Raw genomic sequence first — 13,470 nt, forward strand, 5'->3', positions numbered from 1 at the left:
AAACGCGGTGCGTCCCGGGTTTCCCCGGCCGTAAGCTGTATGGACCATCTACACGCCTTACCGGCACCCCTCGCCGGACCCCTCACCGAACGCCGCAAGCGGAGCCCTCCTTGCCCAGCCCCTACCGCGCCATCTTCGACGCCCCCGGCACTCGGGCGTTCTCCGCCGCCGGCTTCATCGGCCGCCTGCCGCTCGCCATGATGGGCATCGGCATCGTCACGATGATCTCCCAGCTCACCGGGCGGTACGGGCTCGCGGGCGCGCTCTCGGCCACCGTCGCGCTGTCGGCCGCGGTGATCGGTCCGCAGATCTCCCGGCTCGTCGACCGGCACGGCCAGCGCAAGGTGCTGCGCCCGGCGACCCTGGTCGCACTGTTCGCGGTGACCGGGCTGCTCGTCGCGGCGAAGCTGGAGCTGGCCGACTGGACGCTGTTCGTCTTCGCGGCCGGGGTCGGCTGCGTACCGAGCCTCGGCTCGATGATCCGCTCGCGCTGGGTGTGGGTGTACCAGACGGATCCGCGCAAGCTGCACACCGCGTACTCCTTCGAGTCCGTGGTGGACGAGGCCTGCTTCATCTTCGGGCCGATCGTCTCCATCGGGCTCTCCACCGCCTGGTTCCCGGAGGCCGGGCCGCTGCTCGCCGCGCTGTTCCTGGCCGTCGGCACGTTCTGGCTGACCGGGCAGCGCGCCACCGAGCCCGTGCCGCATCCGCGCGAGCACCACGCCAAGGGCTCGGCCCTGAAGTCGCCGGGACTGCAGGTCCTGGTCCTCACGTTCGTGGCCACCGGCACGATCTTCGGCGCGGTCGACGTGGTGACGGTGGCCTTCGCCGAGGCCGAGGGGCACAAGTCGGCGGCCAGCCTGGTGCTCGCGGTGTACGCGCTCGGCTCCTGCCTGGCCGGCGTGGTCTTCGGGCTGCTGCACCTGAAGGGCCCGGCCGCCCGGCGGTGGCTGCTGGGCGTCTGTGCGATGGCCGTGAGTATGATCCCGCTTCAACTGGTCGGGAACCTTCCGTTTCTGGCCGTGGCGCTGTTTGTCGCGGGCCTCTCCATCGCGCCGACGATGGTGACCACCATGGCCCTGGTCGAGCAGCACGTACCACGCGCGAAACTGACCGAGGGCATGACCTGGACGTCCACCGGGCTCGCGGTCGGCATCGCGCTCGGCTCGTCGGCCTCAGGCTGGGTGATCGACGCGGCCGGGGCGGACGCGGGGTACTCGGTGCCGGGAGTCGCCGGCATCGCCGCGGTCGCGGTCGCGTTCCTGGGGTATCGCCGGCTGAAGAGGCCGGTGCCGCAGCGGGGAGGGGCCCATGAACACGCAGCACACGGCACAGGCGAACGGCCGGAACGGATCGCGGACGCAGCGCCCGACGCCGTGGCGTAACTGGGCGGGCAACGTCGTCTCGCGCCCGACGCGGGAGGTGACCCCCGCCTCCGTGGACGAGCTGGCCGAGGCCCTGCGTACGGCCGCGGAGCGCGGCGAGCGCGTGAAGCCGGTCGGCACCGGCCACTCCTTCACCGCGGCCGCCGCGACGGACGGCGTCCTGATCCGCCCGAACCTGCTCACCGGCATCAGGAAGCTCGACCGGGAGGCCGGCACCGTCACCGTGGAGGCGGGTACTCCGCTCAAGCGCCTGAACGTGGCCCTGGCCCGCGAGGGCCTGTCGCTCACGAACATGGGCGACATCATGGAGCAGACCGTCGCGGGCGCCACCAGCACCGGCACGCACGGCACCGGCCGCGAGTCGGGCTCGATATCCGCCCAGATCACGGCACTTGAGCTGGTCACGGCCGACGGCACGGTCCTGACCTGCTCGGCCGACGAGAATCCCGAGGTGTTCGCGGCCGCCCGGATCGGCATCGGCGCGCTCGGCGTGGTCACGGCGATCACCTTCGCCGTGGAGCCGGTGTTCCTGCTCACGGCCCGCGAGGAGCCGATGAGCTTCGACAAGGTCACCGCCGAGTTCGACCAACTCTTCGCGGAGAACGAGCACTTCGAGTTCTACTGGTTCCCGCACACCGGCAACTGCAGCACCAAGCGCAACAACCGCAGCTCAGGACCCGAGAACCCGGTGAGCGCCCTGAGCGGCTGGTTCGAGGACGAGTTCCTCTCCAACGGCCTCTTCCAGGCGGTCAATTCGCTCGGCCGCGCCTTCCCGGCGACGATCCCCTCGGTCGCCAAGATCTCCAGCAGGGCGCTCTCCGCCCGCACCTACACGGACATCCCCTACAAGGTCTTCACATCACCGCGCCGGGTCCGCTTCCTGGAGATGGAGTACGCGGTGCCGCGCGAGGCCCTCGTTCCCGCACTGCGCGAGCTGAAGGCCATGGTCGAGCGCTCGCCGCTGCGGATCAGCTTCCCGGTCGAGGTCCGTACGGCGCCCGCGGACGACATCGCCCTGTCGACGGCCTCGGACCGCGACAGCGCGTACATCGCGGTCCACATGTACAAGGGCACGCCGCACCAGGCGTACTTCACCGCCGCCGAGAAGATCCTCACCGAGCACGCGGGCCGCCCGCACTGGGGCAAGATCCACACGCGCGACGCGGAGTACCTCTCCTCCGTCTATCCGCGCTTCGGCGAGTTCACCGCGCTGCGCGACCGCCTGGACCCGGACCGCCTCTTCGGCAACGACTACCTGCGCCGGGTCCTCGGCGACTGACGCGCTTCACTCGACGGGCCTGCCGGTCGGCTCCGGGTCGGCGTCGGTCGCGCTCTCGGTCGGCTCCGGGCTCGACGGCTCGGCGCTCGGGTCGGCCTCGGACTCCGTCGGGCTCGGCTCCGCCGTCGGCTCCGTGCCGTCCGAGGACTGCGAGGCGCTGGGCCGGGGCTGCGGCTCGGTACCGTCCGAGCCTCGGTCCGGCGTGACCGTCGGCTCGGCGGCCGGGTTCCGCTCGCCGCTGTCCGCGCCGCCCTCATCGGTCGGCGTCGACGGCGAAGGGCGGTCGTCCGGGGTGTCGCCCCGCCGCTCGTCGGCCGAGGCGCCGCCCCACGAACTGGGCCGCAGCACCTGCGAGTCGTTGCCGCTGAAGCTGTTCCCCGAGACCAGTTCGTACGTCGAGATGCCCGCCATGGTCACGCCGAAGATCAGCGCGGCACCGAGCAGCGGCCGCTTCCAGCTCTTGATGCGCTTGCCCTGGACGGGGACGTCGACGGGAGCCTCCGGCGTCACGATGCCGAGGAAGCGGGTCTCGTCGTCGGAACTCCCGCCCGGACCGCCGCTGTTCGCGCGCAGCAGCATCGTCGCGTCGGCCCGCGCCAGCACGGTGGTCGCGTCATCCTCGGGCTCGGGCTCGGGCCGGCGCACGGGCGTGAGGAGTCGGGTGCGCTCGGCGTCGACCTTGGTGAGGAGCTGCGTACGGTCGCCGTCCGCGACGCCGACAGGGGCGAGGAGCTGCGTACGGTCCGCTTCGGCCCGGCCCGCGGTGGGCAGCACGGTGGTCGCGTCGGCGGCGCCCGCGACAGGCAGCGCCGTCGTCGCATCAGCGGCGCCCGTGGCAGGCAGCGCCGTCGTCGCGTCGCCCTCGGCCGTGACGACGCCGGGGCGCCAACTCGTCGTGACCGGGCCGGTGCTGGGGTTCGCCGCGCGGGCCGACGCCACCGACGGGGCTGACGGGGCCGACGGCTCCGACGAGGCGCGGAAGGTGGCAGGCACCGGGCGGCCGTCCGCGGTGAGCGGCACCTGCCGCACGCGCGGCTTGGCCTTCTCGGCTGCCTCGCGCACCTGCTCGCCCGTACGCGAGAAGAAGTGCTGGAAGACGGAGCCGCCGCAGGTCGCGATCACGCTGACCAGGCCGGCGCCGAGGATCGTGCCGTAGACGCCGAAGCTGGAGGCGAGTTTGGCCGCCACGACCGCGGCCACGGCGCTGCCCGCGACCTGAGGCACGTTCAGGTCGATCTTCTTGCGCTTCCGCTCCCCCTCCTTCGCCCCGGACTCCTTCGACCCGGACTCCTTCGCCCCGGACTTCCCGGTTTCGGCCTTCTTTTCCATCCCCGTCCCTTGATTGCCGCTCGCTCCTGACTGCACTCTCAAGTGACATTTGAGCGACACGGATAGTTCCGGTTCTGGAGATTCTGTGAAGCAAGACACCCCTGCGGGCACCGGGGATGTGATCCACGCCGCCCAACTGCCTTGCCCTGTGAGAAGTTCGGCGGCGCGGCGGTCCACCCGAGTGGCCCGAATGGAGTACTGTTGCGAGCCCTGGGTCCGGTCTCCAACCTGGGTGCCCGGGAGCGGTTTCAGCATCTCCGGGAGGGGGCTCGCTGCACAGAGTGACGATCAGTCACTTAGCGTTGCGAATAGGTAACCGTGCCATAACGGCGATCCAGGGCCCATGCCCGACACGCCGGGCAACTCGGCAAGGTTGTGGCAGGCTGCACCCGGGCAGGCCACACTCGACTAGCGGAAGCAGCGTTACGCACGTGACGTCGGCAGGCACCACCCGGGAGGTCCCCATGCCCGAACTGCGTGTCGTGGCTGTCAGCAACGACGGCACACGGCTGGTGCTGAAGGCTGCGGACTCGACGGAGTACACGCTTCCGATCGATGAACGGCTGCGCGCAGCAGTGCGCGGCGATCGCCCACGCCTCGGCCAGATCGAGATCGAGGTGGAGAGCCATCTCCGCCCCCGCGACATCCAGGCCCGTATACGGGCCGGCGCCTCCGCCGAGGAGGTCGCCCAACTCGCCGGCATCCCCGTCGACCGCGTCCGCCGCTTCGAGGGCCCCGTCCTCGCCGAGCGCGCGTTCATGGCCGAGCGGGCCCGCAAGACGCCCGTGCGTCGCCCCGGCGAGAACACCGGCCCCCAGCTCGGCGAAGCCGTCCAGGAACGGCTGTTGATCCGCGGCGCCGACAAGGACTCCGTCCAGTGGGACTCCTGGCGCCGGGACGACGGCACCTGGGAAGTGCTGCTCGCCTACAGCGTCGCCGGCGAGCCGCACACCGCGAGCTGGACGTACGACCCGCCCCGGCGGCTCGTCCAGGCCGTCGACGACGAGGCGCGCTCGCTGATCGGCGAGGCCGACGACATCGCGCCGCCCGAGCCGAGCTTCCCGTTCGTGCCGCGGATCGCACGGCTGCCCCGGGACCGGCCGCTCGACCGCGCCCTGGACCGGCAGTTGGAGCGTCCGAGCATCCCCTCGCCCACCCCCGAGCCGGTCGAGGAGAGCGAGGACGAGCGGGACTCCCTGACCAGCCTCCTGGAAGCGGTGCCGAGCTTCCGCGGCGACCTGGTCGTGCCCGAGCGGCCCGCGCCGCCCGCGCCCGCCACCGGACCGTCCGCCGCCCCCGCGGCGAGCGCCAACTCCACCTCCACCACGGAGCGACCCTCCGTCGAGGAGCCCGAGCAGGAGCCCGAGGTCGAGGAGCCCCCGGCCCCCGCTGCCTCCGCCGGATCGGCGTACGCGGACGTGCTGATGCCGCGCGCCGTCGCCGGACACCGCGACCGCCTGGTCGGCACCACCGACCGGCAGGCCGAGGCGGACGGCGTCCGACCGGGCCGCCGCGCCGCGGTGCCCAGTTGGGACGAGATCGTCTTCGGCACGCGCCGCAAGAAGCAGGACTGAGGCGTACGTAGCGACGCCGCAAGAGGAGGGGCCCGAGCCGTGATTCCGGCTCGGGCCCCTCCTCACGTACGCGCGCTACGCACGCCAGTCACGCCCCCTCACTGCGGGTCCGGGCCCGTGGCCACCGGGCGGGACTCGTCCGCGGACCACTGCGACCACGAGCCCGGGTAGAGGACCGCGGGGATGCCCGCGACCGCCAGGGCGAGGATTTCGTGGGCGCCGGAGACGCCCGAACCGCAGTAGACGCCGACCTCCGTGCCCTCGACGGCCCCAAGTGACCTGAAACGCTCGGCCAGTTGCTCGCGCGGCAGGAAACGGCCGTCCGGGCCCACGTTCTCCGTCGTCGGCGCCGAGACCGCGCCCGGGATGTGGCCGCCGACCCGGTCGATGGGCTCGACGTCACCGCGGTAGCGCTCCGCGGCGCGGGCGTCCAGGAGCAGTCCGGAGCGGGCCAGGGCGGCCGCGCCGTCCGCGTCCACCGAACCGGTCTCCCCCGTCGCACCCGGCTTCGGCACGAAGTCTCCCGGCTCGGGTGCGGGCGTACACGTGGACAGCTCGCCCGACCATGCCGCGAGGCCGCCGTCGAGGACACGCACCGAGGGGTGGCCCGTCCAGCGCAGCAGCCACCAGGCGCGGGCCGCCGCCCAGCCCTGGCCGCCGTCGTACACGACCACGTCACGGTCCGCGGACACCCCGGCCGCGCGCATGGCCTCACCGAAGACGTCCAGGTCGGGCAGCGGATGGCGGCCGTCGGCGCCGGGCGGCCCGGCGAGCTCGGCGTCCAGGTCGACGAAGACGGCCCCCGGCAGATGCCCGGCCGCGTACTCGGCACGGCCGTCGAAGGCGGGCTCGCCCGCCGCCTTCGCCGCGCTCAGCTGCCAGCGGACGTCGAGGAGCACCGGCGGAGTCTGCCCCGCCAGGTCGCTCGCGAGTTCGGATCCAGAGATGATGGCTGTCATGGGGCCCATCCTCGCGCAAAGTCTGGTCGCCCCGTCCAGGAACGACTACCCTGCACCGCCGGCTGTTCCGTAGATCGACATTCGATCGACATTCCATCCGCAGCCGATCCGCATCCGGTTCGTATTCGATCCGTATTCGACCCGTATTCGGCGGAAACAGCGCGGAAGCGGATGAGCGGTGATGATCCGGGCATCCTTCCTGGGATCCCCGGACACGGCCCCCGGTGGATCACCCTGACGGTCCGAGGAGACGAGGCACGATGACCGAGTCCACAGCTCGGCACACGCCCGGCACACCTTGCTGGGTGAGCCTGATGGTGCACGGCATGGCCGCGACCCAGGAGTTCTACGGCGCGCTGTTCGGCTGGGAATTCCGGCCGGGGCCCGAGCAGTTGGGACCGTACGTGCGGGCGTTGCTCGACGGTCACGAGGTGGCCGGAATCGGCGAGCTGCCGGACGACCGGCAACTGCCCGTCGCCTGGACGCCCTACCTGGCGACGGACGACGCGGACGCCACCGCGGAGACCGTCCGGCACTGCGGCGGCACCGTCGGCGTCGGGCCGCTCGACGCCGGTGACGCGGGGCGGCTCGCCATCGCGTCCGACTCCGTGGGCGCCGTCTTCGGCGTCTGGCAGGCCGCCGACCATCGCGGCACCTCGGGCGCCGGCAGGCCGGGCACCCCGGTCTGGAACGAGCTGATCACCCACGAGACAGCCGCGGTCGGCACGTTCTACTCGCACCTCTTCGAGTACCGCGAGGAGCCGCTCGACGCCGACCCCCGATCCGGCTCCGGCTCCGGCTCCGGCTCCGGCTCCGACTACCTGACCCTCCGGCTGGAGGGCCGCGCGGTGGTCGGCATCCACGGCATCGGGGACGTACTGCCGCGCGAGCGCGGGCCGCACTGGATGACGTACTTCGAGGTCGCAGACGTGGACGCGGCGGCGACCAGGGTCGTCGAGCTCGGCGGGCAGGTGCTGCGCGCCCCGCTCGACAGCGCCCACGGTCGCCTCGCGACGGTCGCGGACCCGGAGGGCGCGGTGTTCAGCATCGTGCACTCGGCGGGCTGAGCGGGAGCTTTCGGGCCTCTGCCGCGGAGGGGCGTCAGGCGTTGCCCGCCGGCAGCACGTCCGGCGACAGGGCCGCCGCCCGGGACGAGGCGCTCGTCATGCGGCGGCGGTGGTGGCGGCGGCACAGGACCTCGTAGCCGACCTCCTCGGTCGGTCGGTCCACATCGCCGACGACGACCTGCTCGCCCTCGACGACCATCGCCCCGCCGACCGTACGGGCGTTGTGGGTGGCGCGGGCGCCGCACCAGCACATCGCCTCGACCTGCAACGTCTCTATGCGGTCGGCGAGTTCGATGAGGCGCTGCGAGCCGGGGAAGAGCTTGGTGCGGAAGTCGGTGGTGATGCCGAACGCGAAGACGTCCATGTCCAGGTCGTCCACGACCCGCGCCAGCTGGTCGATCTGCTCGGGCGCGAGGAACTGCGCCTCGTCCACGATCACGTAGTCCACGCGCTCGCCCTGCGACATCCGCTCCACCAGATACCCGTACAGGTCGAGGCCCGGCGCCGCCTCCACGGCGTCCGTGACCAGGCCGAGCCGGGAGGAGAGCTTGCCCTCGCCGGCGCGGTCGTCGCGGGTGAAGATGATGCCCTGCAGTCCCCGCGCCGACCGGTTGTGACCGATCTGGAGGGCGAGGGTGCTCTTGCCGCAGTCCATGGTTCCGGAGAAGAACACCAGCTCGGACATGGGGAGTTGAGGGCCTTTCGGTACGTACGTGAGGGGGCTCGGGCGCGCGAGGGCCGTGCTCAGGTGCGGACTTCGAGCAGCGGGACGAGCTGCTCGACGGCCGTCATGGAGCCGTGGTTGCCGACCATCGCGGACTCGTTGGGCTCCCGCTCCGAGGCGATGATCAGGACGTCGTCGCGGGCGGCCGCGATCACGTCGCCGAGCCTGCCGTACACCCGCTCGTCGCAGGCGCCGGGCGGGCCGAACCAGCCCGCGGCAATGGCCTCTTCGCGGCTCGCCACCCAGAACTGCTCGCCGAGCACCTCGCGCCAGCAGGTCAGCACATCGTTCTCCGCACCGGGAACCGCGTAGACGTGCCGGGCACGGCCCTCGCCGCCGAGCAGGGCGACGCCCGCGCGCAGCTCCCAGTCCTCGTCGAAGTCGATGCGGTGCTGCTCGTCGAAGGGGATGTCGATCATGCCGTGGTCGGCGGTGACGTACAGCGTGGAGCGGGGCGGGAGCTGCTCGGCGAGGCGCTGCACCAGACGGTCGACGTACATCAGCTGGCCGCGCCAAGCGTCGGAGTCGACGCCGAAGCGGTGGCCCTTGCCGTCCACCTCGGAGTAGTACGTGTAGACCAACGAGCGGTCGCCCGCAGCGAGTTGCTCGGCCGCGACGTCCATGCGCTCCTCGCCGGAGAGCCTGCCGTGGAAGGTGCCGCCGCTGAGGGCGATCTTCGTGAGCGGGGTCTGCGCGAAGGCCGGGGACGACACCTGGGCGGTGTGCACGCCGGCCTCGTCGGCGACCTGGAAGACCGTCGGATACGGCTGCCAGATGTGCGGCGGGGTCCAGGGGTTCCAGCGCAGCTGGTTCATCAGCGCGTCGGTGTCCGGGTTGCGCACCGTGTAGCCGGGCAGTCCGTGCGCGGCGGGCGGCAGTCCGGTGCCGACCGAGGCGAGCGAGGTCGCGGTGGTGGCGGGGAAGCCCACGGTGATGGGGCGCCCGGTGCCGCCGCGGGAGCTGCCGATCAGGGAGGTCAGGAACGGGGCCTCGTCGGGATGGGCGAGCAGCTGCTCCCAGCCCAGGCCGTCGATCAGGAACACGCAGTTGCGGTCGGCGGCCGCGAGCTCCGGGATCTGCGCGTGCGAGCCGGGCACCTGCACGCCCATGCCGGTCGCCAGGGTGGGCAGCAGGTCGGCGAGCGATCCCGTGCCGTACGCGGGTACGGGGGCGGAGTCGACGGTGAGGAACTCCGCGGTCTCCTCCGGCCAGTAGGGCTCGGCCATCAGCGGGCGGTGGCCGCGGTGGCCTCGGAGAGGGCCTGCGCGAAGGCCAGGGTCTGGCGCACGGTGTCCGGGCCGTCGCCGGCCTCGCTGACGCGCAGGCTCAGGTCGTCGGCCGTGGTGTTGCCCGTGTACCCGTGGTCGGCCTCGCAGTTGGGGTCGCCGCAGGCGGCGGGCTCCAGGTCGATACGGGACACGGCGCCCCAGCCGATGGTGAGCAGGACCTCGCGGGGCAGGCTGCCGGGCTGGTACTTCTCCGGGTTCGCGACGACCCGGCTGACCACGACCGAGGAGATCCGGCCGAGCTTCACGGACTCGGTGGAGGTGGTCGCGTACGGCGTCGGCGAGGTGGAGTCGGCGGCCTGCTCGTCGGTGTGGCTGACGATGAAGCGGGTGCCGGTGAGGACGAGGACCGTCACATGCCGACGGACCTCGTTGGCGTCGAAGGTGGTCTCCTGGTGCACCAGGTACGACGCGATCGGCTCGCCGCCGACGGCGGCTTCCACCGCCTCGGCCACGAGAGCCGGGTAGTAGCCGCTGCGCTCGATCGCGGCGCGCAGCCCCTGGGTCGTCGTACCGGTCTTCGCCATACGCCCCATCCTACGGGGGCCCGGGGACCGCCGTGGCACCCCACTGCCCGCCCCCGGGGCCGGGGTGGGACGGGCGTGACCGGGCGGGCACGGAGGGGTGGGTGTGAACGGTGCGCCGGGCGTGCGGGGGCGGGCGGGCTCAGTAGGCGGGCAGGGTGCGCGGGCCCAGGTCGTCGCGGGCCGGGGGTGGGGCGAGGCGGACCGTGGAGTTGAGGACGGCGGCGCCGTGCTGTCCGACGACCACGGGTTCGAGTGTGACGGAGACGATCTCGGGGTGGTCGTCGACGAGGCGGGAGACACGGAGCAGCACGTCTTCGAGAGCCGGGGTGTCCACCGGGGAGGAACCGCGCCAGCCGAAGAGAAGCGGGGCGGTTCTGATGGATCTGATGAGTCCGGCGGCGTCCCGGTCGGTGACCGGGACCAGCCGGTGCGCGGTGTCGCCGAGCAGTTCGGACGGCGCCCCGGCGAGGCCGAAGGAGAGCACCGCTCCGGCGGCCGGGTCGATCGTGGCCCGTACGACGGTGTCGACGCCGCGCGGGACCATCGCCTGCACGACCGGCCGCAGCTCCTCCGGCTTGCCGAGGGCCTCGGTCAACTCGGCGTACGCGGCGCGGAGTTGGTCCTCCCCGGCAAGGTCCAGGCGGACTCCGCCGAGGTCGGCGCGGTGGCGCAGGTGGGGTGCGGTGGTCTTCAGCGCGACCGGGTAGCCGAGCACGCGGGCGGCGTGCGCGGCGGCGTCCGCGTCGGGTGCGGGCAGGGTGCGGTGGACGCGGATGCCGTACCGGCGCAGCAGGTCGTGGGCGTCCTCGGGGGCGAGGTCGAAGCCGCGGTCGGTGTCGGCGGCTTCGAGCAGGGCGTCGATCCGCTCGGCGGCACCGCGCTCGTCGATGTCGTCGTACTGCGGGACGCGGCCCGGGTGGTCGGCGTTCTCGCGCCGCCACTGGGCGTACTTGACGGCTTCGCCGAGGGCGCGGGCGGCGCGTTCGGCGGCCGGATAGGCGGGGATGCTGCTGCCTCGGCCCCGGTCTCGGCCCCGGTCTTGGACCTGACCCGGGGCTTGGCCTTGGCCGGGGTCGGCGGGGGTGGGCTCTCTCGGTTCGGCGGGCGTCAGCTCGGCTCGGGTGGAGGGCTCCGCCTCCGGGCGAGTGGCGGGAGTGGCCGTCGGGCCGGTGGCGGGCGCGGGGTTCGGCCCGGTGGCGGGCGCGGGGTTCGGCCCGGTGGCGGGCGCGGGGTTCGGCCCGGTGGCGGGCGCGGGGTTGGGCCCGGTGGCGGGCGCGGGGTTCGGCCCGGTGGCGGGCGCGGGGTTCGGCCCGGTGGCGGGCGCGGGGTTCGGGCCCGCGGACGGGCGGGCCTGGGCGGCGGGCTGCTGGGGGCGTTGGGCGCCCTCGGCCGGCGGTGCCGTGCGGGAGGCGGCGGAAAGGGCCTCGGCGAGCTGGCCGAGTTCGACCACGACCACGACGACCGGCTTGGCGGGCCCCGCCGCGACCGCTTCGCGCAGCGTGGCCGCAAGGGCGGACGTGGACTGGGGCGCGGAGTCGCCGACCCAGGGGATGGCGGTGACGACGACGGCGTCGCAACTGTCGTCGGCGAGGGCCGCGTCGAGCGCTGCCCGGAAGTCGGCGGGGGTGGCCTGGGTGGTGAGGTCGAGCGGGCGCTGCGGCCTGAGCCCCTCCGCGAGGCATGCGTCGTACGTGAGGACTCCCACCGACTCGGAGTTGCCGAGGATCGCGACGCGCGGCCCGGCCGGCAGGGGTTGTCCGGCGAGGAGCAGGCCGGCGTCGACCAGTTCGGTGACCGTGTCCACCCGGATCACACCGGCCTGGCGGAGGAGCGCGGACACCGTCTCGTGCGGGATGCGGGTGGCGGGCACCGCGTGGCCGATGGGGGCGCCGGTGTGCCGGGCGCCCTTGACCACGACGACGGGTTTGACGGCGGCGGTGCGGCGGGCGAGGCGGGTGAACTTCCTTGGGTTGCCGATGGATTCGAGGTACATGAGCGCGACGTCGGTGTCCGGGTCGTCGTACCAGAACTGCAGGACGTCGTTGCCCGAGACGTCCGCCCTGTTGCCCGCGCTGACGAAGGTGGACAGGCCCGTGCCCCTGCGGTGGAGGCCGGCGAGCAGGGCGATGCCGATGGCGCCGGACTGGGTGAACAGGCCGACGCGTCCGGCGGCGGGCAGCGTCGGCGCGAGCGAGGCGTTGAGCCGGATCTGCGGGGCGGTGTTGATGACGCCGAAGGCGTTGGGCCCGATGATCCGCATCCCGTACGACCGGGCCTGGCGGACCAACTCCCGCTGCCGGGCGAGCCCTTCGGGACCCGACTCGGCGTATCCCGCGGAGAGCACGACCAGGCCCTGCACGCCGCGCTCGCCGCATTCGGCGACGACCTCCGGGACGCGCTCGGCGGGGACGGCGACGACGGCGAGGTCGACCGGCTCTCCGATGTCCCGCACCGAGCGGTGCGCGGGGACGCCGTCGACCTCGGTCTCGTCGGGGCCGAAGGCGCTGTTCACCGCGTACGCCCGGCCCGTGTAGCCGGAGTGGACGAGGCTGTGCAGGACGGTGCGGCCGATGCCGCCGGGGCGGCGGCCGGCGCCGATGACGGCGACGGAGCCGGGGGTGAGCAGGCGCTGCACGGAGCGGGCCTCGGCGCGCTGCTCGCGGGCGCGCTGCACGGCGAGCGAGGCCGCGGTGGGTTCGAGGTCGAACTCGAGGCGGACGACGCCGTCTTCGAAGCTGCGCTTCTGTTCGTACCCCGCGTCGCGGAAGACTTTGATCATCTTGGTGTTGGCGGGCAGCACCTCGGCGGCGAAGCGGCGGATGCCGCGCTCGCGGGCGACCGCCGCGACGTGTTCGAGCAGCGTGGAGGCGACGCCGCGGCCCTGGTGGGCGTCCTGCACCAGGAAGGCGACCTCGGCGTCGTCCGCCGGGGCGGAGGCGGGGCGGCCCTGTTCGTCGATCCGGTCGTACCGCACGGTCGCGATGAACTCGCCGCCCACGGTGACCGCGAGGCCGACCCGGTCCACGTAGTCGTGGTGGGTGAAGCGGTGCACGTCCTTGTCGGACAGGCGTGGGTACGGGGCGAAGAAGCGGTAGTACTTCGACTCGTCGGAGACCTGTTCGTAGAAGCTGACCAGGCGGTCGGCGTCCTCGGTGGTGATGGGCCTGATCCGGGCCGTGCCGCCGTCGCGCAGCACCACGTCCGCCTCCCAGTGGGCGGGGTAGGCGGCGTCCTCCGTGGATTCCGCAGGTGTCTGCATGCGGCCCAGAGTACGGGGAAGCGGCCGTTCGGTCAGGGCCTGTGGATAACCCGAGTTGACGGTGGCGGGCGGGCCTGTGGA

10 protein-coding genes are annotated in these 13,470 nt (G+C 73.0%); 4 read left to right on the plus strand and 6 right to left on the minus strand.

What is annotated here, in order from left to right; genetic code table 11:
* Positions 1 to 110 precede the first annotated feature (110 nt).
* Complete coding sequence (locus tag QIS96_RS01215; protein ID WP_282540411.1) at positions 111 to 1,385, plus strand: MFS transporter; 1,275 nt, start codon at positions 111 to 113, stop codon at positions 1,383 to 1,385.
* Complete coding sequence (locus QIS96_RS01220; RefSeq protein ID WP_282540412.1) at positions 1,312 to 2,664, plus strand: D-arabinono-1,4-lactone oxidase; 1,353 nt, start codon at positions 1,312 to 1,314, stop codon at positions 2,662 to 2,664. The genes QIS96_RS01215 and QIS96_RS01220 overlap by 74 nt, the downstream gene beginning before the upstream one ends.
* Positions 2,665 to 2,670: 6 nt before the next feature.
* Here QIS96_RS01220 and QIS96_RS01225 read toward each other — a convergent pair whose 3' ends face one another.
* Positions 2,671 to 3,993: a hypothetical protein gene (locus QIS96_RS01225; protein ID WP_282540413.1), complete on the minus strand. Its 1,323-nt coding sequence runs from the start codon at positions 3,991 to 3,993 to the stop codon at positions 2,671 to 2,673.
* A 464-nt stretch (positions 3,994 to 4,457) separates the two neighbouring features.
* Between QIS96_RS01225 and sepH the strand changes: the two genes are divergently transcribed.
* A complete protein-coding gene (gene sepH / locus QIS96_RS01230; RefSeq protein ID WP_282540414.1) occupies positions 4,458 to 5,567 on the plus strand; it encodes a septation protein SepH in 1,110 nt (369 codons plus the stop codon).
* A 98-nt stretch (positions 5,568 to 5,665) separates the two neighbouring features.
* On the opposite strand, the gene QIS96_RS01235 is transcribed toward sepH, so the two are convergent.
* Positions 5,666 to 6,526, minus strand: a complete 861-nt coding sequence (locus QIS96_RS01235) for a sulfurtransferase (RefSeq protein WP_282540415.1) — start codon at positions 6,524 to 6,526, stop codon at positions 5,666 to 5,668.
* 260 nt (positions 6,527 to 6,786) lie between these two features.
* Here QIS96_RS01235 and QIS96_RS01240 point away from each other — a divergent pair, with 260 nt between their 5' ends.
* Entirely contained in the window at positions 6,787 to 7,593 is an 807-nt protein-coding gene (locus QIS96_RS01240) for a VOC family protein (RefSeq protein WP_282540416.1), read from the plus strand.
* A 34-nt stretch (positions 7,594 to 7,627) separates the two neighbouring features.
* Here QIS96_RS01240 and QIS96_RS01245 read toward each other — a convergent pair whose 3' ends face one another.
* From QIS96_RS01245 to QIS96_RS01260, 4 genes are all read right to left on the minus strand, one after another.
* Positions 7,628 to 8,278 (minus strand): thymidine kinase, encoded by a 651-nt coding sequence (locus QIS96_RS01245; protein ID WP_282540417.1) that lies wholly within the window; start codon positions 8,276 to 8,278, stop codon positions 7,628 to 7,630.
* Between the two features lie 59 nt (positions 8,279 to 8,337).
* A complete protein-coding gene (locus QIS96_RS01250; RefSeq protein WP_282540418.1) occupies positions 8,338 to 9,543 on the minus strand; it encodes an alkaline phosphatase family protein in 1,206 nt (401 codons plus the stop codon).
* Positions 9,543 to 10,130 (minus strand): DUF5998 family protein, encoded by a 588-nt coding sequence (locus tag QIS96_RS01255; RefSeq protein WP_282540419.1) that lies wholly within the window; start codon positions 10,128 to 10,130, stop codon positions 9,543 to 9,545. Before QIS96_RS01255 ends, QIS96_RS01250 begins: the two co-directional genes overlap by 1 nt.
* 139 nt (positions 10,131 to 10,269) lie before the next feature.
* Complete coding sequence (locus tag QIS96_RS01260; protein ID WP_282540420.1) at positions 10,270 to 13,389, minus strand: GNAT family N-acetyltransferase; 3,120 nt, start codon at positions 13,387 to 13,389, stop codon at positions 10,270 to 10,272.
* Between the last annotated feature and the right edge of the window lie 81 nt (positions 13,390 to 13,470).

Source organism: Streptomyces cavernicola (assembly GCF_029968035.1).
Taxonomy (GTDB): domain Bacteria; phylum Actinomycetota; class Actinomycetes; order Streptomycetales; family Streptomycetaceae; genus Streptomyces; species Streptomyces cavernicola.